Below are 21,857 nucleotides of genomic sequence, written 5' to 3' on the forward strand. Positions count from 1 at the left end.
CTTATGGCCGCCTCCCCCGCCCCTCGTACTGTGACTCCCGTCAACGCCATCAACGAGGAACGCCCGTGACTGCCTCCCGCATCGCCGCCCGTGTGCAACGCATCAAACCATCGCCCAGCAGCGCCGCGTCCGACCGCGCCAACGAGCTGCGTCGCCAGGGCCAGTCCATCATCAACCTGGTGGTGGGCGAGCCGGATTTCGATACGCCGCCCAACATCCGCCTAGCGGCCAGCGCCGCCATCGAACGCGGTGAGACCCGCTACACCCAGAACGCCGGCACTCCCGAACTGCGCCAGGCCATCGTCGACAAGCTGGCGCGGGAAAACCACCTGACCTACACCGCCGCGCAAGTGCTGGTGACCAGCGGCGCCAAGAGCGCGATCTTCAACGCCTTCGCCGCCACCCTCGGCGCGGGTGATGAAGTGCTGATCCCGGCGCCCTACTGGGTGTCGTACCCGGACATGGTGCTGGCCTGCGAAGGCGAGCCGGTGACCCTGGCCTGCCCCGAGCACAACGGCTTCAAGCTCACCCCGGAACAACTGCGCGCGGCGATCACCCCGCGCACCCGCTGGCTGCTGCTCAATTCACCGAGCAACCCCACCGGCGCCAGCTACAGCCACGCAGAGTTGCGCGCCCTGGCCGATGTGCTGCTGGACGCTCCCCACGTGCTGCTGATGACCGATGACATCTACGAGCACATCCGCTTCGACGGCCTGGACAACCCGCATATCCTGGCGATCGAACCGGCCTTGAAGGACCGCACCCTGGTAGTCAACGGCGTGTCCAAGACCTACGCCATGACCGGCTGGCGCATCGGTTACGCCGCCGGCCCCGCCGACCTGATCGGCGCCATGGCCACCCTGCAATCGCAGTCCACCAGCAACGCCTGCTCGGTCAGCCAGGCGGCTGCCGTCGAAGCACTCAACGGTGATCAGACCTTCGTCAAACACAGCGTGTTGGTCTACCAGCAACGCCGCGACCGCTGCCTGGAACTGCTCAACGCGATCCCCGGCCTGAACTGCCGCAAGCCCGATGGCGCGTTCTACCTGTATGTGAATTGCGCCGGCCTGCTGGGTAAAACCACGCCCGACGGCAGAATGCTGCACACCGACAGCGAGGTGGTGATGTACCTGCTGGAAAGCCAGGGCGTGGCCGTGGTGGCCGGCACGGCTTATGGCCTGGCGCCGTTTTTCCGCATGTCGATTGCCACCGATATCAGCACCCTCGACCAGGGCTGCGCGCGCATTGCCGCCGCCGTCGCCACCTTGCGCTGAGGACCGACGATGACCGTGGCGGCCCACCCTCCCCTGAGTTTCAAGCAGGCCTTGCTGGCCATGCTCGGCATCTCCCTGGTGCTGATGCTCTCGGCCCTGGACCAGACCGTGATCGGCAATGCCTTGCCGAGCATCGTCGCCGAGCTGAACGGCTTTGAACTCTATGCGTGGGTCGCCACCGGTTACCTGCTGGCGTCCATTGTCACCATCCCGATTTTCGGACGGCTGGGGGACTACTACGGGCGCAAGCCATTCGTGCTGGCCGCCACGTTGATTTTCACCCTGGCGTCCCTGGCCTGTGCCCTGGCCAATGACATGCTGGTGCTGGTGATCGGCCGCGCGTTGCAGGGCGTCGGCGGTGGCATGTTGATCGGCACCGCATTCGCCTGCATTCCCGAACTGTTCCCCGATACCCGCCAACGCCTGCGCTGGCAGATGCTGCTGAGCGCGCTGTTCAGCGTGGTCAATGCCATCGGCCCGGGCTTGGGCGGGTACCTGACCGGCGCGTTCGGCTGGCGTTCGGTGTTCTATATCAACCTGCCATTGGGTTGCTTGGCGCTGTTGATCGCCTGGCGTTTCCTGCCCTGGTATCGCCCGCAGCAACGCGCCGGCATTCGCCTGGATTGGCCTGGCGCGCTGTTGATCGCCCTGGCGCTGGGCAGCCTGCAACTGTTTGTGGAGTGGCTGGGGCATTCGAGCCTGGCCCTGAGTGCGGCGCTGGGACTGGGTTGCATCAGCGCGGTCATCGCGTTGTGGCACTGGGAACGCCGTTGCCCCCATGCGCTGTTGCCTAAGGCGTTGCTCGGTCTGCCGAGCCTGCGACTGTTGTTCATCCTGTCGGTGGCCGCCGGCGCGATCATGTTTTCGCTGTTGTTCTACTTGCCGTTGCTGTTGCAAGGCGCCTACGGCTACTCGCCCCAGGACGCCGGTTTGTTGATCACGCCGCTGGCGCTGAGCATCACCTTGGGGGCCATCGTCAACAGTCGCATCGTTACCCGGCTGCGCAACCCCAATGTGTTGCCGTTGGCCGGGTTTGTCGCGCTGCTGCTGGCCTGCGTGGGCCTGGCGGTGGTTGGGCGTGGAGGCTCGTTCAATGGGCTGCTCGGCTTGATTCTGCTGGCGGGGTTGGGGCTGGGATTCATCCTGCTCAACCTCACGGTGTTTACCCAGACCCTGGCCGAACGGCAGTTTCTCGGTATCGCCACCGCGCTCACCCAATCGTTGCGCCTGGTCGGTGGGTTGCTGGGCACGGCGGGCATGGGTGTGCTGGTCAACCTGCTTTACGGTGCCCAGTTGCAGCGGGTGTTTCTCGCCGCCAACCACGCCGAGGGAATTGCCCTGTATGCCGACCCGCAGGCGCTGCTGCATACCCCTCTTGAAGCCTCGCCCTGGCTGGACCTGGCCCGTGACGCACTGGCCCAGTCCGTGGGCGTGGGCCTGTTGTTGTGCGCCGGCATCGGCGTGCTCGCCCTGTTGATTCTGTACCGCTTGCCGCCGGTGCGACTGCACGTCGTGTCGGCCACCGTTGCTCCTGAAAAATAAAAACTTCACTGCCGCCTTTGACTGCCCTCAAAAAAACCAACCACACATGGGGATGACACCGATGGAGCTTTTCAATCGCGCACCAACCGTACTCGCCGGCCTCTGCGGCCTGATGATCGCCCAGCAGGGCTACGCCGCAGGCCTGGTGGAAGACAGCAAGCTCAACATACTGGCGCGTAACTTCTTCAGTAACGCCGACAATCGCAGCGGCGCGGCCGACCCCAATTACACCCAGGAATGGGGCCAGGGTTTCATCGCCAACTTCGAGTCGGGTTTCACCCAGGGCACCGTGGGCTTCGGCGTGGATGCCATCGGCATGTTCGGCGTGCGCCTGGACTCCGGCAAGGGTCGCCACTACAACCCCGAAAGCAGCGCATTCAACGGCAACGTGTTCCCCACAGACCATGACGGCCGCGCGGTGGACGAGTTCGGCAGCCTGGGCCTGACGGCCAAGGCGCGCTTTGCCAAGACCGAGCTGAAATACGGCACCCTGGTGCCGATGCTGCCGGTGGTGATGTCCACCGACCGCATGCTGCAACAAACCTTTAACGGCGGCCAGGTGCAGTCCAAGGACCTGGAGAACTTCACCTTCACCCTCGGCCAGTTGGAGCATGTAAAAGGCCGTGGCTCGAGCGACCAGATGGGCATGTCGATCCCCGGCGCCAACAATGCGCGCACCGGCACCTTCGTCAACAAGTTCTATTACGGCGGCGTGGACTACAAACCCACCAAAGACCTGACCCTGCAGTACTACTACGGCAACCTGCAGGACTTCTACAAACAGAACTTCCTGGGCCTCAAATACGACTGGCAGATCGGCCCCGGCACCCTGCGCACCGACCTGCGCCACTTCGACAACCACTCCGACGGCGCCAACGGCAACGATCCGGCCTACTACACCTTCGGTTATTACGGCGACGGCGTTACCAAGGGCAAGGTCGACAGCCGCTTGAACAGCGCCCTGTTCACTTACCTGGTCGACGGCCACACGATTGCCGCCGGCCTGCAACAGGTGAGCGGCGACAGCGATGCGGTGTGGTTGAACCAGGGTGATGGTTCCACAGCGTATTTCATGACCGAGTCGATGATCGGCAAATTCCAGCGCGCCGGGGAAACCACCTGGCAGGTGCGTTACGGTTACGACTTTGCCAGTGTCGGCGTGCCGGGCCTGAGCTTTATGGGCATGTACGAAAGCGGCTCGAATATCCGCACGCCAACGGGTGACAAAAGCGAGTGGGAACGCAACTTGACGGTGAGCTATGTGATCCAGCAAGGGCCGCTGAAGAATTTGAGCATCGCGTTGCGCCATGCTTCGCTGCGCACCGAGGTGACCACCCAGCGTGACAGTGATGAGCATCGGGTGATTGTCAGCTACCCGTTGAACATCCTCTAACCAGAAACCATGGAGATTAAATGTGGGAGGGGGCTTGCCCCTCCCACATTTGGATAGAGGCAATCAGCTAAATGCCGGTAGGCTATAACACCGTCACGCCAACAAGCGCCCTTCTTCGAGACCTCGCCATGCGTAACCTGATGTTCGCCAGCCTCTGCCTGGCCCTGGCAGGCTGCCAGCATACCCCACCCGCCAATGACCAACTCGACGCCGTGCTCTGGACCCAAACCTCCATCGAACACGAAATGATCTACCGCCAGCTCTTCGCCAACGCCACGCGCCAACTTGACGTGGCCCTCGCCGACCCGAGCTGGGACGCCCTGCCCTTTCCCCCGCGCAACCTGCAAGGCCTGCCGCCCGCGGTGGTGGTGGACATCGACGAAACCCTGCTGGACAACGTGCCGCTCAACGCCCGCGACATCATCAACAACCAGGTCTACTCCTACGAGCGCTGGAACACCTGGGTCGACCAGGCCAAGGCCGAGGCACTCCCTGGGTCGGTGGCGTTCCTGCAAGCCGCCGAGCAAAAAGGCATCAAGGTTTATTACCTGACCAACCGCGAACACAGCCAGGTCGCCGCCACGGTCAAGAACCTGCGCCTGCGCGGTTTTCCGGTTGAGAGCGGCGAACAGGTCCTGGCCGCCAGCACCCCCACCGGCCATTGCGAAAGCGCGGGCTATGGCAAGAATTGCCGTCGCCAATGGGTGGCCAGCCACGCCCGGGTACTGCTGATGGCCGGCGACTCCATGGGGGATTTCGTCCAGGCCGAACACAACACCCTGCAGGCCCAGCGCCAAGCCGTGGCGCCGTATGCGGGCTGGCTGGGGCAACGCTGGTTCTTGCTACCCAACCCGACCTACGGCAACTGGTACAGCGCGCCGTATGGGGATGATGAAAAGTTGCCGTTTGCACGCAAACGCCAGCTCAAGCAGCAGGCTTTGCAGTTGCAGGAATAAGGGGTCTCAGTGCCGCAGCAGCTTGCGCAGCGGCACGCCGTCCTTGAGCACCGGCGACTTGATGACGATGTAGCTGAAGTACTTGGAGATACCTATGTTCTTGTCCAGCAGGCTCTCGACCACTTCCTGGTAGTGCTGGATGCTGCGGGTCATGAAGCGCACCAGGTAGTCGTAGCCGCCGCTGATCAGATGGCATTCGAGCACTTCGTCGACCAGGCGGATGTTCGATTCGAACTTGGCAAAGTCTTCGCGCTTGTGGTCGCTGAGGGTGATCTCGGTGAATACCGTGACCGAGTCGGTGATCTTGGCCAGGTTCAAGTGCGCCTTGTAGCTGGAAATATACCCCGCCGACTCGAGCCGCTTGACCCGCTGCAAACACGGGCTGGCAGACAAGCCCACGGCGTCGGCGAGGCTGACGTTGGTCATCCGGCCGTCCTTCTGCAGTTCAACCAGAATACTGATGTCGATCCGGTCCAGCTTGACTTGCCCTTCCATTGCCTACCTCTTGACTGCCGTTTGTAAGACAATCTTCTAGCAAAATCAGCGCCGTAAAGACAGCTGATGCTGCGCGACCAGATCCGCCATGCTGTTGATGCAGTAATCCGCGGCGCACGGCAAAGGCTGCCGGGCCCGGTGGCGGCCGATCAAACAGCGGTCCAGTACGCCCTCAGCGCCGACGCTTGGGCCGGTCACATGCAGCACCGGTTGTGCCTCCTCGGCTTGCGCGCTGAGCCATTGCGGGTCATCGGCCAGGGAAATGAAATCTTCCGGTGCAATGCCCAGCCGCTCGCACAACAGGCTGCGATCCTCGGCGTCGCGATCGCCGCGCACCCGCAAGCGATAAAACTTGCGCAAGTAGAGCATAGCCCCCGGCGCGTCCTCGAACAGTGACCAATTGCCCGCCGAACGCGCAAAACTCATGCCCTCCTCCCAACTGGCGTGCAGCCCCCAGCTTTCTGCCAGTTGGCGATGGGCGAAACACAACACGCCACTGAAACCCAGCTCCGCGAAACGCGGGTACAGCGCCGCGACCACCTGGTTGTACTCGGCCAGCACCTGTTCCCTGTTCGGCTGCCCGCCACGGCTCTCGAGCAACGGTTGCAACGCGGCCCAGACCCCCGAGTCACGGTCCACCAGCACTTCATCGCAGTCGATCAACAGCGTTCGATAATCTGTCAGCCCCATGGTGGGTCAAGCCTCCTTGATGCGTTTCGCCCCTGGCGGGCACAGGCTCAGTTCAAGACCCGTGCCAAGGCCGCGTCGAGAATCTGCACGGCTTCGTCGACCTGGGCCTCGGTGGCCACCAGCGGTGCGAGGAAGCGCAGCACGTTGCGGTGCACGCCACATTTGATCACCAGCAAACCACCGGCGCGGGCGGCGTCGATCACCTGTTGGTTGAGGTCGGCATCCGGGCTGCGGGCCGAGTCGTCCTTGATCAGCTCGATCGCCAGCATAAAGCCGGTGCCGCGTACGTCGCCGATACGTGGGTAGCGAGCCTGCAAACCGAGCAGGCCCTGACGCAGGCGTTCGCCCAGCAGTTGGCTGCGCGCCAGCAACTCTTCCTGTTCAAAGGCGTCGATCACCGCCAGCGCTGCCGCACACGCCAGGGCATTGCCGCCATAGGTGCCGCCGAGGCCACCGGGCAGCGGTGCATCCATGATGTGCGCCTTGCCGACCACACCCGACAACGGCAGGCCGCCGGCCAGGCTCTTGGCTACGGTGACCAGGTCGGGCTGGATGCCGGCGTGCTGGAAACCGAACCAGGTGCCGGTGCGGCCGAAACCGGTCTGGATCTCGTCGAGAATCAACACAATGCCATGCTTGTCGGCCAACGCGCGCAGCGCCTGGAGAAACTCCGGCGGCGCAGTGAGAAAACCGCCGTCGCCCTGCACCGGCTCGATGATGATTGCCGCCACGCGTTCCGGCGCGACCTGGGTCGCAAACAGTTCATCCAGCGCCTTGAGCGCCAGCTCGCTGGTCACACCGCGATAGGCATTTGGGTACGGCGTGTGGAACACCTCCGGCGCGAACGGCCCGAAGTTCTGTTTGTAGGGCTGGCTCATGCCGGTAAGCGTGGTGCCGAGCAAGGTGCGACCATGGAAGCCGCCGCGAAAGGCGATGACTGCCGAGCGATTGGTGTGGGCGCGGGCGATCTTCACCGCATTTTCCACCGCTTCGGCGCCGGAGGTGAAAAACGCCGCTTTGTAAGCCTCTTGCCCGCCGATCATTTCACACAGGCGCTGCGCCAGGTCGAGGTAAGGCTGGTAGGCCACCACCTGGAAACACGCATGGGAGACCTTCTGCAACTGGGCCTGCACCGCTGCCACCACCTTGGGGTGGTTGTGGCCGATATTGAGCACGCCGATGCCGCCGACAAAATCCAGGTAACGCTTGCCATCCACGTCCCACAACTCGGCGCCCTGGGCGCGGTCGATCACCAGTGGGTGCGCGGTCACCAGGCCACGGGGCACGAATTGCTCGCGCTGACGGAGCAAATGAGGGGTTTCGTCGACTTTGCTATTCATGGCTGTTCCCATCGTGAATGCGGCAACCGGAAGGTGGTTGCGATGCTGTTCAGAGTACGGCGTGCCGGCAACCAAACACGCCGAACTTGGCCCGTGAGAAATTCGGATCAACTGTTTTGCCCCCGCCTTTCAACAGATCCTGCGCCGGCCTTGGGGGATGATGAGCGCTACCTAAACCCTGCAGGAAAAGCCCATGGCCTTGCTCTATAAAGCTGACCCGGTGCGCGGCCAACATTGGCAGGCGCTGTTCGCCGAACACGCGCCGGATATCGAGTGGCGCGCCTGGCCGGATATCGGCAACCCCGAGGACATCGAGTACCTGGCCGCCTGGCAGGCACCGGAGGATCTTGAGCAGGTACTGCCCAACCTGAAAGTGTTGTTTGCCTTGTCGGCAGGTGTGGATCAGCTCGACCTGTCGCGCTTGCCGCCCGAACTGCCGGTGGTACGCCTGCTCGACCCGGGCATCACCCGTGGCATGTGCGAATACGCCAGCTGGGCGGTGCTCAGCCTGCACCGCGACATGCTGCGCTACCGTCAGCAGCAGAGTGCGCGCTGCTGGCAGGCGCACCTGTTGCAGCCTGCGGGAAACCGGCGCGTGGGGCTGATGGGGTTGGGCACGCAGGCGCAGCAGATCCTGGCGACCTTGGCCCCGCTGGGCTTTGCCTTATCCGGTTGGGCCCGCAGTACCCATCAGATAGCGGGTGTGGATTGCTACGCCGGGCAATCACAACTGCCGGCGTTTCTCAGCCAGTGCGACATTCTGTTGTGTGTGCTGCCACTGACCGAGCAGACCCAGGGCATTCTCGACCGCCAGCTGTTTGCGCAACTGCCAAGGGGCGCAGCGCTGATCAACATGGGACGTGGCGCGCACCTGGTGGAGGAGGACTTGCTGGAAGCACTCGACAGCGGGCAACTGAGTGGCGCAGTGCTGGACGTGCTGCACGAGGAACCGGCACCGGCGGACCATCCGTTCTGGGATCACCCGCAGGTTGTGCTGACGCCGCATATTGCCGCCATGACCCAGCCGGCGAGTGCGTTTGGGGTGTTGTTGGAGAATATTCGGCGGCATCAAGGCGGTGAACCCATGCTGGGTGAGATCGATCGGCAGTTGGGTTACTGACACACCGCAATCCAAATGTGGGAGGGGGCTTGCCCCCGATGGCGGAGGGTCAGTTAAAAACTTATCAACTGACACACCCTCATCGGGGGCAAGCCCCCTCCCACATTTTTAACTGTGCTCACTTTAGAGATGGAGCCTTTCGGTAATGGCCAAGCCGACATCCTGGGTTGAACCTTGCCCGCCCAAATCCGGGGTAATCGGCCCCTCGGCAATCACCGCCTCAATCGCCCGCAAAATCCCATCATGGGCCGCGCGGTAGCGTGCATCGCCATTGCCGAGGAACTCCAGCATCAACGCCCCCGACCAGATCATCGCAATCGGGTTGGCAATATTCTGCCCATAAATATCCGGCGCAGAGCCATGCACCGGCTCAAACAACGACGGAAAGCGCCGCTCCGGATCCAGGTTCGCCGACGGCGCAATGCCAATCGTCCCGGCGCACGCCGGGCCCAGGTCGGAGAGGATATCGCCGAACAGATTCGACGCCACCACCACATCAAACCGATCCGGTTGCAGCACAAACCGCGCGCACAGAATATCGATGTGCTGCTTGTCCCAGCTCACCTCTGGATAATTCGCCGCCATCAACGCCGTGCGTTCATCCCAATACGGCATGCTGATGGAAATCCCGTTGGACTTGGTCGCCGCCGTGAGCTTTTTACGCGGCCGGGTCTGGGCCAGGTCAAAGGCAAACTTGAGGATGCGGTCAACCCCGCGCCGGGTGAACACCGACTCCTGAAGCACGAACTCATGCGCGGTGCCTTCGAACATCTTGCCGCCCACCGATGAATATTCACCCTCGGTGTTTTCGCGGATCACCACAAAGTCGATATCCCCCGGTTCACGCCCGGCCAGCGGGCACGGCACGCCGGGGAACAGGCGCACCGGGCGGATGTTCACATACTGGTCAAAGTCACGACGGAACTTGAGCAACGAGCCCCACAGGGAAATGTGGTCCGGCACTTTGTCGGGCCAGCCCACCGCGCCGAAGTAGATCGCGTCGAAGCCCTTGAGCTGCTCGAACCAGTCATCGGGCATCATCTGCCCGTGTTCCAGGTAGTAATCGCAGTGGGCCCAGTCGAGCACCTCGATGCTCAGGTTCAAGTCCCACACCTTGGCGGCCTGTTCCAATACCCGCAGCCCTTCGGGAAGGACTTCCTTGCCAATGCCATCGCCGGCAATCGCGGCGATTCTGAATGCCTTGCTCATCGATCCTGCCTCGCTAGTTCAACCCGCCAATGTGGAAAGCCTTGACCTCAAGGTACTCATCCAACCCGTACTTGCTGCCTTCACGCCCCAGGCCCGACTGTTTGATGCCGCCAAACGGCGCGACCTCCATGGAGATAATCCCGGTGTTGAGCCCCACCATGCCGAACTCCAGGGCCTCGCCAAAGCGCCACGAACGCTGCAAGTCCTGGGTGAAATAGTAGGCGCCCAGGCCATAAGGCGTGGCATTCGCCAAGGCCAATGCCTCGGCCTCGTCGGTAAAGCGCATCAGCGGTGCCACCGGGCCGAAGGTTTCTTCGTTGGCCAGCAGCATGCCGGCGTGGCAGTCGCCAAGCACCGTGGGTTGCACAAACTGGCTGTCGCCCGTGGGGATCGCGCCGCACAACAACCTTGCACCCTGACCCAGGGCATCGTCGATATGCCGCGCCACCTTGCTGACCGCCGCCGGGTTGATCAGCGGGCCGATGCTCACGCCCTCCTCCAGGCCATTGCCGACTTTGAGCTTGCCCACCTCTTCCACCAGGCGCGCAGCGAAACGCGCGTAGATACCGGCCTGCACCAGTATGCGGTTGGCGCAGACGCAGGTTTGCCCGGCATTGCGAAACTTGCTCAGCATCACCCCAGCCACCGCCTGTTCGAGGTCGGCATCGTCAAACACGATAAACGGCGCATTGCCGCCCAGTTCCAGGCTCAGGCGCTTGATGTGTTCGGCGCTCTGGCGCATCAACAGGCGGCCGACAGCGGTGGAGCCGGTGAAGGAAATCTTGCGCACCAGCGGGCTACCGGTCAGTGCTTCGCCAATGCCGGCGGGCAAGCCGGTGATCACGTTGAACACCCCGGCCGGAATGCCGACGCGCTCGGCGAGCACCGCCAGGGCCAAGGCCGACAGCGGCGTGAGGTCCGACGGTTTGACGATGATCGGGCACCCGGCGGCCAGCGCCGGCGCGCATTTGCGCGTGATCATGGCGTTGGGGAAATTCCATGGGGTAATGGCGGCGCACACGCCCACGGGTTGCTTGAGGGTCAACAGGCGACGGTCGCCGCTGGGCGCCGGCATGGTTTCGCCATAGACCCGGCGTGCCTCCTCAGCGAACCATTTGACGAAACCGGCACCGTAGCGCACTTCGCCCTTGGCTTCATTGAGCGGTTTACCCTGTTCCCAGGTCATGATCAGCGCCAAGTCGTCGAGGTTGTCGAGCATGGCCTGGAACCAGCGCTCCAGCAGCGCCGCACGCTCCGCCGCCGGGCGTGCACGCCAGGCCGGCCAGGCGCGCTCCGCTGCGGCGATGGCGCGGTGGGTGTCCGCCGCGTCCATGGCCGGCACACGTGCCAGCAACTGCCCGGTGGCGGGGTCGTGGATGGCCAGCGTGGCGCCGCTGTCGGCAGCGATCCACTGGCCGTCGACGTAGGCGAGTTCAGCCAGGAGGCTGGGGTCTTGCAAGCGAGTAGTGAGCATGGTCGAGTCCTGATCCGAGACACGCTCCAGTCTAGGGAGACGCCACGGACGAGGATGCCGAAAGCACGGTTGCAGCAGCGTGCCGTGCTGAAATTCAGCCCAGGACGGCAGGCTCTGCTAGGCCGTCAGCGAACCGAGCAAACCCTGCAGAAAGCGCTCACCCGCTTCCATCTGGCTGATCTCGATAAACTCGTCGGGCTTGTGCGCCTGCTCAATGGAGCCCGGCCCGCAGACCACCACCGGTACGTCCAGACGCTGTTTGAACAAGCCGCCTTCGGTGCCGAACGAGACCTTGGACGTGCCGGTATCCGGCGCGGCAAATTGCTGGATAAAACGCACTGCCTCGACGCTGGGGTGAGTGTCCAGTCCGGGGTAGACATTGAGGGTTTCGATCTCGATGGCGGCCACGCTGGACAGCTTCTTCGCCTCATGCACGATCACTTCGGCGCGTTCGCGCATTTGCTCGAGGAACTGGTCCAGGTCGTCGGCGGGCAGGTTGCGAACTTCAAAATCCAGGGTGCACAGGTTCGGCACGATATTCAGTGCCTTGCCACCGGCAATCTGGCCCACATGCACGGTGCTGTAAGGCACGTCGTAGTCGTGGTCCTGGGCGCCGTGTTGCTGCAACTGCTGCTGGCTGTCGCGCAGGGCGGCGATAAAGTCGCAGGCCACGTGGATGGCGTTGACCGACCGTGGCGACAGCGACGAATGCGCTTCCTGGCCACGACAATAGGTGCGATAGGAGCCCTTGCCCTTGTGGCCGAGCACAAACTGCATGTTGGTCGGTTCGCCGATCACACACAGAAACGGCCGCATCGGCGCCAGGTGCAGTACGTCCAGCAGGCGGCGCACGCCGACGCAGCCGATCTCCTCGTCATGGGACAGGGCCAGTTGCAACGGCCGCGCCAACGGCAGGTCGGCAGCAACAAGCATGGCGTCGATAGCCAGGGCGATAAAACCTTTCATGTCACAACTGCCGCGCCCGTAGATGCGCCCGTCCTGCACAGTGGCGGCAAATGCCGGAAAGGTCCACGCCTGCCCCGCCGCCGGCACCACGTCGGTGTGCCCGGACAGCAACACGCCGGGCTGATCCTTGGGGCCGGTGCTGGCGAACAGGTTGGCTTTCTTGCCACTCTCGTCCTTGACGATCAGCGACTCGATGCCCTTGGTCAGCAGCAGGTCGCGCACATAATCGATCAAGGCCATGTTCGACTCGGAGGACACCGTATCGAAAGCCATCAGCTGTTTGAGAATATCCAGTACGCGCGGTTTCATGAAACGTAACTCCATTGCACGGCGCAAGGCGTGAACCCGGTCAGCCTCAACCCGGTTCAGCGCCTTTTGCCTTGAAGAATGTCTTGAGACTATAGACCGACCAGCCCAGGCAACCCACCGATATCCGGAATCTGGTGATAGCCAAAGGAGGCATGTGCCGGCTGCTCATGACCCCGGGCAACAAAAGCCTTGTGCTTGATCTTCATGTCGTGGGCCGACATCAAGTCATAACGGAAGCTTGAAGACACATGCAGCACATCCTCCGGCCCGCAGTTGAGACTGTCGAGCATGAACTCGAACGCAGCCAGGCGCGGCTTGTAGGCTTGGGCCTGCTGGGCGGTGAAGACTTTGTGAAACGGTGCGCCGAGCTTGTCGACATTCGACATGATTTGCTCGTCCATGGCGTTGGAGAAAATCACCAGTGGAATCTTGTCGGCGATTTTTGCCAGCCCCGCCGGCACATCCGGATGCGGGCCCCACGTCGGCACGGCGTCATAATACAGCTGGCCTTCTTCGCGGTATTCGATCCCCCAGCGCTGGCAAGTACGCGCCAGGGCGGTCTTGAGGATCTCGTCATACGGCCGCCAATCGCCCATCACCTGATCCAGGCGATAAGCGGCGTAGTCCTTGACGAACTGATCCATGCGCTCAACCGGAACGCGGTCGGCGAATAGCTCGCGTGTCATGGCGGCTGTCTTGAAATTGGTCAAGGTGCCGTAGCAGTCGAAAGTAATGTATTTGGGGCGAAGAAAGCTCATGAATGCGGTCCTTAATGAGGGTTGAGGTCATAGCGGGGCAGGCAGTTTTTCGACGCCTGGGGCATCGGGCTTCATGGAGTTATGATGCCACCATGAGGCCATGCATAAACGGTTAAAAGCATGCGCTGCCTGGTACAAACTACCGTTTACCCGGCCTGCCCCGGCAGACTTTGCCAACGCGGCAGGCCGGGGGTTCACAACGCGGCAAATGCGTTTTCCAGGGCGTCCAGCAGCCGGCCGGCTTCCCTTTCTGTCCATATCAGTGGCGGGCGAATTTTCAGGATGCTCGCGTCAGGTCCGGTGGCGGAAATGAGCACCCGTTGTTCACGCAGATGGTTGACCAGGCGCAAAGCGGTTTTCATGTCGGGTGTTTTCGAGCCCCGGTCTTTGACCAGTTCGACGCCGAAGTACAAACCCGTGCCACGGACATCGCCGATCTGCTCATACCGCAGGGCGAGGTCGTTGAGACCCGCCATGATCAGGCCTCCTACGCGGTTGGCGTTGGCCATGAGTTGCTCGTCTCGAATGATGTCGAGCGTTGCCTGGGCAGCAGCAATGGCGACGCTGTTGCCGCCGAAGGTGTTGAAGTAGCGCATGTCGCGGCCAAAACTTGCAACGATTTCGGGGCGCACCATCAGGCCCGCCACGGGGTAGCCGTTGCCCATGGGTTTGCCCATGGTGATGATGTCCGCAACGATACCGTGACGCTGATGCCCCCAGAAATGCGTGCCGCTGCGACCAAAACCGGACTGAACCTCATCGGCAATGAACAAACCACCGGCTTTGCGCACTACCTCGGCAATCGGCGCAAACACATCGACCGGGTCACAGAACACGCCATCGGAGGAAAACAGGCAATCGGCAATGAATGCTGCAACGCCACCGCCATGGCGCTGAATGTCCTGAATTTGTGCGCTGACCTGGTCTGCCATATAACGCCCCAGCGCTTCACGCGGGATACGGTAGGAGTCCGGCGCGGGCACCCGCCGAACGAATGGGTCAAGTTTGGCGTTCGCCCCCAGCGAGGGTGAAAACGCCGCCACGGTTGCAGAGTTTCCGTGATAGGCCTCGGCAGTAACGATGACACCCGTGTTGCCGGTGTGGTGGCGTGCAATACGGATAGCCAGGTCGTTAGCCTCCGAACCACTGCAAGTGAACATCATTTGCCCGTCAGCGCCCATCTCGCCGTCGGCGGTCGCGCGCAGTTGCTCGGCATAATCGAGAATGCCGTCCTGCATGTACCGGGTGTGGCTGCACAGGGTGCTCAACTGCTCAGTGATCGCCGCGACGACACGAGGGTGGCAGTGCCCCACTGACACGACATTGTTGTAGGCATCCAGATACTCGTTGCCGTCCTTGTCGTACAGGTAGGCACCTTTCGCGCGGGCCACGCCCACGGGCTCGTTATAGAACAAACGGTAGGCAGGGCCCAACAGGTTGACACGGCGCTGAATGTGCTCACGCGTCGTCGCGTCCAGACGCTCGGTGTTGGCCGGATTGAACCCGTTGGGCATATCACCCCGGGTCGCCTCGATTTTTGAGTTGTTCATTTGAATCCCCATTAACAAGCAAGCATTAATCGGCGAAGGACATCAGCAGTGCTGACATTTGCGAGGGTGATCGGTTAAGCATCCAGTCAAGCTGGCTCCAGCCGGGCGCGGCATTCCTCAAGATGTACGCGCTGTTTTGCGGGAACATTTGCGATCGCCAAGTGGTTATCAAGGCCCGGGCGGCCAAGCGCGCCATGACGAGGTGCGGGATAAGGGAGAGTTCTTCAGGTGTGAGGTCGGCAACGCGCAGATACCCCCTTAGGAGATCCTTTGCCGAGGCAAAAATATCCACGTCGCCAATGGCTTCAGCCCTGCCCAACTGATTCATCATTGCCGTGGCTACATCAATGGCAATAGCCGTCTTGACCGTATCGCCGAAATCGATGATGCCGCTGACAAACTGCGGGCTGTGCGCATCAACGACAATATTCGAAGTGTTGAAGTCATTATGCAGCACCTGCTTGCGGCAACCGGCGATCAAGCCCTCGACCGGAGAAAATCGTTCGAGGGCCGCTTCCAACTGCTGGCGGCGCTGCGGCTCGGCGACAAACCCCAACAATGGCTCAAGTGTCCCCAGGTTTTGAACATCCCAGCACACCTTGCGTGACTCTGCCGGATGGGAAAAGTCGGCGGTGGCCAGCCTGAGGCGGGCAAGCAATTGGCCGATATGCTCGCGCCCTTGTGCTTTTACCGTGGTTTTATCCAGCGGCGTGCCGGGCAGGAAGCTCATGAGGCGTACTTGCCTTGAATCGCCATCGCGGGTTGCGATTCGCGTCAGGTACTCACCGTCCAGGGATGGATACACCCTGGGGATCGGAAGCTGCGGCGCCTTGCGTTCAATATGGCGCATCACCTCAACCTGCAGCGAAAGCTCCAGTGGGACTTCCTGAGGGTTGGCGATTTTAAGCACGTAGGACTTGCCGCCTGGACAGTCGCACCGAAACGTATCGTCCTTTTCGGTCGCGAACCGGGTCAAATCCGCATTCACCCCAAACTGCTCGCGCAGGACCTGCGCACCCTCCTCCTGGGAAACCGGGGTGAACGGTGCCGCCAAATCTCCTTGCAGTGCAGCAAGGTCCTCACTCAACGGATCTTTCCGAATCACTCGCATCGTAGCACTCCCAGCCTCTGACAAGCCGTGCGCCGCACGTCTTTGATGCGCAGATATTGTGCTACAATTTTTTATATTAAAAGGCCAACTCGTAAAAATCTTTATGAAAAAACCCTTAAAATCTCTTAAAATATATATAATTAATTGATTTTAAAGCACAAAAATATCTATGAATTTTTTCACTCAATAATTTATTGTTGAACAACTTATTGAGGTGTTGGGTTCATTGCTGGTACACCGCCGTCGAAGCGTATTAGAATCAGCCCTCTGCCGAGCCCCTACCCTGGTCCTGTATAAAATGATTTTTCCCAGCGCGAACATTGACACGCACTCAACCAAGCTTTCGGCGGTCGAGGTGCTGGCCGCCAAGCTCAAAAGCCGAATCCTGAACGGCGACTTTGAGCCCGGTGAGTTCCTGCGGGACGTGAAAATGGCGGATGAGTACGAGGTGGCACGCAATACGTTCCGCAGTGCGGCGCAGTTGCTGGTTGCATTCGGCTTATTGCTGAAGGTGCCCAATCGCGGGTTTTGCATACCCGAATTCGGGCCGAACGACATCGTGGATATCGCCAGATTAAGAGGGGTTCTGGAAACCGAGGCGGTGCGCATGATCATTCTCAATGGCGTCATCCCACCTGACGCACTGAGCGCCGTGGAAACACTGCGTCAAGCACCCGCCGATGCTCCACGCTCAGAAATCGTCACGGCCGATGGCGACTTTCACCGAGCAATCATCCGCGCCAGTGGCAGCCCGCGACTGCAGCGAAGCTATGCCATGCTCGAAAGCGAGATTGAACTGCTGCTGGTGCTGCAACAGCCCTGCTATGAAGACCCCAAGGAGATCGTCTCCGATCACGAGCGCTTGATAGAGTGCCTGCGCAGCAGGGATTTCGAGACGGCGCGCGACGCGTTTGTCGAGCATTGGGAAGACCTGAGTACAAAGCTGTTGCGAGCGCAGTTCGAGCACCGCCAAGCCTGAAGCGCAACGCGCTGCGCTTCAGGCGGTTTCCTGGTCATGAGGCCTGGCTGCGTTGCTCCGCTGGAGCGGCGAACCGGGTAATCGAAAACGCGTCGATCGGCGTGCTGGTAGCGCCGGTGCTGAGCAGTTCAGCCATCACATCGCCAACACCCGGGCCGAGCTGAAAGCCATGGCCGCAGAAACCGAAGGCGTAGAACAGGCCATCGACCGTGCCGCTGCGCCCCATCACCGGCAGCGAGTCCGGCAGGTAGCCTTCGATGCCACTCCACACCCGGATGATATTCAGGTTACCCACGCCGGGCAGCAGGCGGCGCATCTGGTTGATTTGGTTGATGATGCTGCGCGGTTCCACATAGGCGCGACGGTTGAGCATGTCCGGCTTGCTGCGGTAACCACCACCGATCACGATATTGCCCCGGGGGATCTGGCGGAAGTAAATCACTTCCTCGGGAATCCTGGTGTACACGCCGATCACCGTAGGCAACGCATAGGGCACCGGCTCGGTCACTGCCATTTGTGGGCCGTGGGTGTCCAGGGGCACCGGCTCGCCGAACTGCGCCGAGAGCTTCTGGCCCCAGGCGCCGGCAGTGATCAGCAGCTGCGCCGCCTGGAACTGACGGCCATCGGTGGTGGTGATGTGAAAATCAGCGCCGACCTTCTGCACCTCGGCCACTTCCGTACGCTCTTCGATCTGCGCGCCAAGCCGCCTGGCCGCGCGGGAAAAAGCCGGTGCCGCCAGGCGTGGGTTGGCGTGGCCGTCATGGGGCGCGTAGGAGCCGCCTTTGACGTCCGGGCCAAGGAAGCTGAAGCGTTGACGCAACTCCGCGCCGCGATAGATTTTCAGGTCCAACTGTTCAGCTTCCGGCGCGGCGGCATAAGCCTCCAGCTCGGCGATTTGATCTTCGCGATAACACACCCGCATATGCCCGCTGGGGATGAATTCCAGATCGTCATCGATCAGTTCCGGCAGGCGTTTCCACAACGCCCAGGAGCGATTGGCCAACGCCAGTTGCCCAAGGAACCGTCCCTGCCGACGCACGTTACCGAAGTTCACGCCGCTGGCGTACTGGCCGATCTGGTCGCGCTCCAGCAGGATGACCGACTGGCCGCGCCGACGCAGGAAAAACGCAGTGGCCGACCCCATCAGGCCGCCGCCGACAATCACCACATCTGCTTTTTGCACGCTCATGACGAAACCTCCTCGGTCAGCATCGACAACGGTTTGACTGGGGCCTGGCCGCGCTGGCGACCAACCTCCTGCACCTGCACGCCCGCCTCTGCAGCAATCACTTCTGCCCCGGCCTGGGAGCAATAACGCCCTTGGCAACGCCCCATGCCGACCCGGCTGAAGGCCTTGGCACGGTTAACTTCGCAAGCGCCCTTCTCATTCACTGTGCGGCGCAATTCACCGGCGCTGATCATCTCGCAGCGGCACACAATGGCACTGTCCGGCAGCGCCTTGGCCTGTTCGCTGGGCCAGGGAAATGCCTGGGCCAGGCCGAGGCGAAATTGGTCCATCACCGCCAAGGCTTGCCGTTGTTCGTCACGCAGCCCGGCGTCCACCGGTTGCTGCAGGTCTTCAAGGAGCGCCAACGCCGCCAGGCGCCCGGCGTGCTCGGCGGCATCGGCGCCGCGAATTTTCGCGCCGTCACCCGCCGCATACACCCCCTTGACCGACGTGCGCCCGGCATCATCCGTGGCCAGCCACCATTGGCTGGAGGCGTGATCGAACGCCATCGCGCAACCGGCCAGGTCACCCAATTGGGTTTCCGGCCGCAGGTGGTAGCCGAGCGCGACGGCGTCAGCCTGCACGGTCACTGTTCGTCCATTACCGGTAGTAAAACGTACGCCCCCCACGCCATTGGCGGCATCGCCCATCACTTGCAGCGGCTTGATACCCAAGTGCACCGCCACCTTGGCCCGGTACAATTGCGCCAACAGCTTGATCCCGGTAAACAGCAAGCCGGGGCGCGCCAACAGCTTGGGCAAGGCCTTGATCCGCAGGCTCAGGGGCGAGGTATCCAGCACCGCCGCCACCTCGGCCCCGGCCTTGATGTATTGACTGGCCACCAGGTACAACAACGGCCCGCTGCCCATGAACACCACGCGATGGCCGATGGACACTGCCTGGTTTTTCAAGGCGATTTGCGCCCCGCCCAGGCTGTAGGTGCCTGCCAGTTGCCAGCCCTCGATGGGCATCAGGCGGTCGGTGGCGCCGGTGCAGAGGATCAGCGCGTCGTAATCCACCATGCTGTGGCGGCCTTGGCTGACGCAACACAGTTGCCCCGGCGTGAGGTTCCACACCAGGGTGTCGGGGCGATAGTCGATGGCGTTGCGCAGGCGGTCGAAACTCTGGTGCAGGTCCTGGGCCTTGGCGGCCTCGCTGCCATACAGGGTGGTGTAGTCACGGGTAAAACCCTGGGGCTGGCGACGGTAGATCTGCCCGCCGTCGCGGCGGTTTTCGTCAATCAGGATCGGCTTGATGCCGGCCGCCAGCAAGGTTTCGGCGCAACGAACGCCGGCCGGCCCGGCCCCCACGATGACTACCCGTGCAATGGCCATGTCGCCTCCGGTTGTGTGGTGACAATATCCAGCCCGTCACGGACTTCATTGGAGCAGGCGCGCAGGCGTTCGCCGCTGCGGGTCCATACCCAGCAGTCCTGGCACGCGCCCATCAGGCAGAAACCGGCGCGGCGCCCGCTGTCGAATTCGGATTGGCGCAACGCGTTGCCCTGGGTCAGCAACGCAACCATCAGGGTATCGCCCTGCAGGGCTTCGATGGCCGCGCCATCCACGGTCAAGCTGACCCTCGGCCGACCCTGTTCGGCCAGCCTCACAAAACGCCCGTTCATGCATACGCTCCCAAGGTGAGGGTGGTAGCGCCCTGCTGGATGTTCAGCAACTGGGCGCCGTCGTGGTGGCAGAGGATTTCACTGCCATTGTCCAGGCTGCGGCGCGACGGCGCGGTGCGGTTGCACAGGCCGTCGACGCGCACCGGGCAGCGGTTGAGGAAGGTGCACAGTTCCGGCACGTTGGCCCGCTCGCCAACCGGTGGCAGTTCGCTGCAGACGGTGCCGCAGCTTTCCAGCCAGCCTTGGCGCAGTTCGGGCACCGAGTGAATCAACAGGTCGGTGTAGGGATGAAACGGTGCCTCGGCAAACGACTGGCGACTGCCGGCCTGCACCTTGTGGCCGCTGTACATCACCACAATGTCATCGCACAGCGCGCGCACGGTGGAGATATCGTGGCTGATAAACAGATACGACACGCCCAGTTGCTGACGCAGGTCGCGCAGCAGTTCGAGGATCGCCGCACCCACCACGGTGTCGAGGGCCGAGGTGACTTCATCGCAGAGGATCAGGTCGGGCTTGGCCGCCAACGCACGGGCCAGGTTAACCCGTTGCTTCTGCCCACCGGACAGTTCGTTCGGGCGCCGTTCGGCCAGGTCACGCGGCAGGCGCACCAGGTCCAGCAGTTCGCCGATACGCACCTGCAAAGCGGCGCCCCTTAGGCCGAAATACATCTTCAGCGGACGGCTGAGGATGGTCGCCACGCTGTGCATCGGGTTAAGCGCAGTGTCGGCGTTCTGAAACACCATCTGGATGCGCCGAAACTGCTCGGGGGTGCGTTCGGACAGGCTGCCGCCCAACGGTTGCCCATCAAAGGTCAAGCCGCCCAGGGCCGGAGTCAGCAACCCTGCCACCACCCGCGCCAGGGTGGACTTGCCCGAGCCGGACTCGCCGATCACGCCAATCGCCTGGCCACGGCGCACCGTGAGGTCGATGTCTTCGAGTACGCGGATCGACGGCATGCCTTGCACGTTCTTGTTGCCGTAGCCGGCGGTGAGGCCGCTGATGGTCAACAGCGGCGCGTCCTCGGCGATGCCGCAGGGCGGGCGAATCGTGGTGTCGGGCCGCGCGGCGGCCAACAGGCTGCGTGTGTATTCATGGGCCGGGGCCTTGAGCAGCGGCGCGGTGGCACTCTGTTCAAGGATCTGCCCGCCATTGAGCACCACGATCTGGTCGGCCATCTGCGCCACTACCGCCAAGTCGTGGGACACGTACACCGCCGTGGCACCGCGCTCGCGCACCACGCGCTTGAAGGCGCGCAGCACATCGATCTGGGTGGTCACGTCCAGCGCCGTGGTGGGTTCGTCGAGTACCACCAATAACGGGTCGCTGATCAGCGCCATGGCCGCCATCACCCGTTGCAGTTGGCCCCCGGACACCTGGTGCGGGTAGCGTTGGCCGATACGTTCCGGGCCCGGCAACGCCAAGTCACGGAACAGGCCAATGGCTTTGGCCTGCAGTTCAGCCCGGGTGCCCAGGCCATGGATCAACGCGCCCTCCACCACTTGGTCGATGAGTCTTTTGGCCGGGTTGAACGCTGCCGCCGCGCTTTGCGCGATGTAGGACACCCGGTTGCCGCGCAAGCCTTGCAGTTGGTTTTCGCTCAAGGCGAGCATGTCGTGCTCGCCAATCTGCACCACCCCACCGGACAAACGACAGCCGCGCCGGGCGTAACCCAGCAATGCCAGGGCAATGGTAGTCTTGCCCGAGCCGGACTCGCCGATCAATGCCAGCACTTCGCCTTTTTCCAGGGAAAAGCTCACCCCTTTGACGATTTCTACCTCGCCGCGCTCGCCACAGGCGACCACGCGCAGGTCTTCGACACGAATCAATTCGGTCATG

General features: G+C 62.3%; 19 protein-coding genes. 6 read left to right on the forward strand and 13 right to left on the reverse strand.

Features of this window, described 5'->3' with window-relative positions:
• Positions 1-65 precede the first annotated feature (65 nt).
• The 4 genes from AC0IYH_RS05885 to AC0IYH_RS05900 all read left to right on the forward strand — a co-directional run bounded on the left by AC0IYH_RS05885 (position 66) and on the right by AC0IYH_RS05900 (position 5,165).
• Positions 66-1,274 (forward strand): aspartate transaminase, encoded by a 1,209-nt coding sequence (locus tag AC0IYH_RS05885; RefSeq protein WP_471833271.1) that lies wholly within the window; start codon positions 66-68, stop codon positions 1,272-1,274.
• A 9-nt stretch (positions 1,275-1,283) separates the two neighbouring features.
• Complete coding sequence (locus AC0IYH_RS05890) at positions 1,284-2,816, forward strand: MFS transporter (RefSeq protein ID WP_471833273.1); 1,533 nt, start codon at positions 1,284-1,286, stop codon at positions 2,814-2,816.
• A 61-nt stretch (positions 2,817-2,877) separates the two neighbouring features.
• A complete protein-coding gene (locus AC0IYH_RS05895; RefSeq protein ID WP_471833275.1) occupies positions 2,878-4,209 on the forward strand; it encodes an OprD family porin in 1,332 nt (443 codons plus the stop codon).
• Positions 4,210-4,337: 128 nt separating this feature from the next.
• Complete coding sequence (locus tag AC0IYH_RS05900; RefSeq protein WP_471833277.1) at positions 4,338-5,165, forward strand: 5'-nucleotidase, lipoprotein e(P4) family; 828 nt, start codon at positions 4,338-4,340, stop codon at positions 5,163-5,165.
• A 6-nt stretch (positions 5,166-5,171) separates the two neighbouring features.
• Here the strand turns inward: AC0IYH_RS05900 and AC0IYH_RS05905 are convergent, their stop codons facing one another.
• From AC0IYH_RS05905 to gabT, 3 genes are read right to left on the reverse strand one after another with little or no spacing between them, the layout of a single operon-like run.
• On the reverse strand, positions 5,172-5,660 hold the full coding sequence (locus AC0IYH_RS05905; RefSeq protein ID WP_010449292.1) for an Lrp/AsnC family transcriptional regulator: 489 nt from the start codon (positions 5,658-5,660) through the stop codon (positions 5,172-5,174).
• A 45-nt stretch (positions 5,661-5,705) separates the two neighbouring features.
• On the reverse strand, positions 5,706-6,350 hold the full coding sequence (locus tag AC0IYH_RS05910; RefSeq protein ID WP_471833280.1) for an HAD family hydrolase: 645 nt from the start codon (positions 6,348-6,350) through the stop codon (positions 5,706-5,708).
• A gap of 47 nt (positions 6,351-6,397) precedes the next feature.
• The gene (gene gabT / locus AC0IYH_RS05915; protein ID WP_471833282.1) at positions 6,398-7,690 is read right to left on the reverse strand and encodes a 4-aminobutyrate--2-oxoglutarate transaminase; all 1,293 of its coding nucleotides are present in this window, start codon (positions 7,688-7,690) and stop codon (positions 6,398-6,400) included.
• A 193-nt stretch (positions 7,691-7,883) separates the two neighbouring features.
• On the opposite strand from gabT, the gene AC0IYH_RS05920 reads away from it, so the two are divergent.
• Positions 7,884-8,810, forward strand: coding sequence for a 2-hydroxyacid dehydrogenase (locus AC0IYH_RS05920; RefSeq protein WP_471833284.1), 927 nt, complete (start codon positions 7,884-7,886; stop codon positions 8,808-8,810).
• Between the two features lie 123 nt (positions 8,811-8,933).
• Here the strand turns inward: AC0IYH_RS05920 and AC0IYH_RS05925 are convergent, their stop codons facing one another.
• The 6 genes from AC0IYH_RS05925 to AC0IYH_RS05950 form a co-directional block, all read right to left on the reverse strand.
• The gene (locus AC0IYH_RS05925) at positions 8,934-10,019 is read right to left on the reverse strand and encodes a tartrate dehydrogenase (RefSeq protein ID WP_471833286.1); all 1,086 of its coding nucleotides are present in this window, start codon (positions 10,017-10,019) and stop codon (positions 8,934-8,936) included.
• Positions 10,020-10,032: 13 nt separating this feature from the next.
• Positions 10,033-11,493, reverse strand: a complete 1,461-nt coding sequence (locus tag AC0IYH_RS05930) for an NAD-dependent succinate-semialdehyde dehydrogenase (RefSeq protein WP_122773237.1) — start codon at positions 11,491-11,493, stop codon at positions 10,033-10,035.
• 117 nt (positions 11,494-11,610) lie between these two features.
• Positions 11,611-12,768 carry an acetylornithine deacetylase gene (argE, locus tag AC0IYH_RS05935; protein ID WP_122773238.1) on the reverse strand — a complete coding sequence of 386 codons (1,158 nt, stop codon included), beginning with the start codon at positions 12,766-12,768 and terminating at the stop codon, positions 11,611-11,613.
• 89 nt (positions 12,769-12,857) lie between these two features.
• Positions 12,858-13,526 (reverse strand): haloacid dehalogenase type II, encoded by a 669-nt coding sequence (locus tag AC0IYH_RS05940; RefSeq protein WP_122718539.1) that lies wholly within the window; start codon positions 13,524-13,526, stop codon positions 12,858-12,860.
• A 194-nt stretch (positions 13,527-13,720) separates the two neighbouring features.
• A complete protein-coding gene (locus AC0IYH_RS05945) occupies positions 13,721-15,076 on the reverse strand; it encodes an aspartate aminotransferase family protein (protein WP_122773239.1) in 1,356 nt (451 codons plus the stop codon).
• Positions 15,077-15,101: 25 nt separating this feature from the next.
• Positions 15,102-16,163 carry a phosphotransferase gene (locus AC0IYH_RS05950; RefSeq protein WP_241092298.1) on the reverse strand — a complete coding sequence of 354 codons (1,062 nt, stop codon included), beginning with the start codon at positions 16,161-16,163 and terminating at the stop codon, positions 15,102-15,104.
• Positions 16,164-16,485: 322 nt separating this feature from the next.
• On the opposite strand from AC0IYH_RS05950, the gene AC0IYH_RS05955 reads away from it, so the two are divergent.
• Positions 16,486-17,166: a GntR family transcriptional regulator gene (locus AC0IYH_RS05955; RefSeq protein WP_122773241.1), complete on the forward strand. Its 681-nt coding sequence runs from the start codon at positions 16,486-16,488 to the stop codon at positions 17,164-17,166.
• A gap of 34 nt (positions 17,167-17,200) precedes the next feature.
• Here the strand turns inward: AC0IYH_RS05955 and AC0IYH_RS05960 are convergent, their stop codons facing one another.
• The 4 genes from AC0IYH_RS05960 to AC0IYH_RS05975 are packed head-to-tail and all read right to left on the reverse strand — an operon-like array spanning position 17,201 to position 21,856.
• Positions 17,201-18,355: an NAD(P)/FAD-dependent oxidoreductase gene (locus AC0IYH_RS05960; RefSeq protein ID WP_122773242.1), complete on the reverse strand. Its 1,155-nt coding sequence runs from the start codon at positions 18,353-18,355 to the stop codon at positions 17,201-17,203.
• Positions 18,352-19,728 (reverse strand): FAD-dependent oxidoreductase, encoded by a 1,377-nt coding sequence (locus AC0IYH_RS05965; protein WP_122773243.1) that lies wholly within the window; start codon positions 19,726-19,728, stop codon positions 18,352-18,354. Before AC0IYH_RS05965 ends, AC0IYH_RS05960 begins: the two co-directional genes overlap by 4 nt.
• Positions 19,710-20,018, reverse strand: a complete 309-nt coding sequence (locus AC0IYH_RS05970) for a (2Fe-2S)-binding protein (protein WP_122773244.1) — start codon at positions 20,016-20,018, stop codon at positions 19,710-19,712. Before AC0IYH_RS05970 ends, AC0IYH_RS05965 begins: the two co-directional genes overlap by 19 nt.
• Entirely contained in the window at positions 20,015-21,856 is a 1,842-nt protein-coding gene (locus AC0IYH_RS05975) for an ABC transporter ATP-binding protein (protein ID WP_122773245.1), read from the reverse strand. The genes AC0IYH_RS05970 and AC0IYH_RS05975 overlap by 4 nt, the downstream gene beginning before the upstream one ends.
• Between the last annotated feature and the right edge of the window lies 1 nt (position 21,857).

It is taken from the genome of Pseudomonas sp. AC463 (assembly GCF_979253585.1).

Coding starts and splice junctions, on each gene's coding strand:
- AC0IYH_RS05890 (WP_471833273.1), top strand. CDS start 1,284: ATGACCGTGGCGGCCCACCCTCCCCTGAGTTTCAAGCAGGCCTTGCTG.
- AC0IYH_RS05895 (WP_471833275.1), top strand. CDS start 2,878: ATGGAGCTTTTCAATCGCGCACCAACCGTACTCGCCGGCCTCTGCGGC.
- AC0IYH_RS05900 (WP_471833277.1), top strand. CDS start 4,338: ATGCGTAACCTGATGTTCGCCAGCCTCTGCCTGGCCCTGGCAGGCTGC.
- AC0IYH_RS05905 (WP_010449292.1), bottom strand. CDS start 5,660: ATGGAAGGGCAAGTCAAGCTGGACCGGATCGACATCAGTATTCTGGTT.
- AC0IYH_RS05910 (WP_471833280.1), bottom strand. CDS start 6,350: ATGGGGCTGACAGATTATCGAACGCTGTTGATCGACTGCGATGAAGTG.
- gabT (WP_471833282.1), bottom strand. CDS start 7,690: ATGAATAGCAAAGTCGACGAAACCCCTCATTTGCTCCGTCAGCGCGAG.
- AC0IYH_RS05920 (WP_471833284.1), top strand. CDS start 7,884: ATGGCCTTGCTCTATAAAGCTGACCCGGTGCGCGGCCAACATTGGCAG.
- AC0IYH_RS05925 (WP_471833286.1), bottom strand. CDS start 10,019: ATGAGCAAGGCATTCAGAATCGCCGCGATTGCCGGCGATGGCATTGGC.
- AC0IYH_RS05930 (WP_122773237.1), bottom strand. CDS start 11,493: ATGCTCACTACTCGCTTGCAAGACCCCAGCCTCCTGGCTGAACTCGCC.
- argE (WP_122773238.1), bottom strand. CDS start 12,768: ATGAAACCGCGCGTACTGGATATTCTCAAACAGCTGATGGCTTTCGAT.
- AC0IYH_RS05940 (WP_122718539.1), bottom strand. CDS start 13,526: ATGAGCTTTCTTCGCCCCAAATACATTACTTTCGACTGCTACGGCACC.
- AC0IYH_RS05945 (WP_122773239.1), bottom strand. CDS start 15,076: ATGAACAACTCAAAAATCGAGGCGACCCGGGGTGATATGCCCAACGGG.
- AC0IYH_RS05955 (WP_122773241.1), top strand. CDS start 16,486: ATGATTTTTCCCAGCGCGAACATTGACACGCACTCAACCAAGCTTTCG.
- AC0IYH_RS05960 (WP_122773242.1), bottom strand. CDS start 18,355: ATGAGCGTGCAAAAAGCAGATGTGGTGATTGTCGGCGGCGGCCTGATG.
- AC0IYH_RS05965 (WP_122773243.1), bottom strand. CDS start 19,728: ATGGCCATTGCACGGGTAGTCATCGTGGGGGCCGGGCCGGCCGGCGTT.
- AC0IYH_RS05970 (WP_122773244.1), bottom strand. CDS start 20,018: ATGAACGGGCGTTTTGTGAGGCTGGCCGAACAGGGTCGGCCGAGGGTC.
- AC0IYH_RS05975 (WP_122773245.1), bottom strand. CDS start 21,856: ATGACCGAATTGATTCGTGTCGAAGACCTGCGCGTGGTCGCCTGTGGC.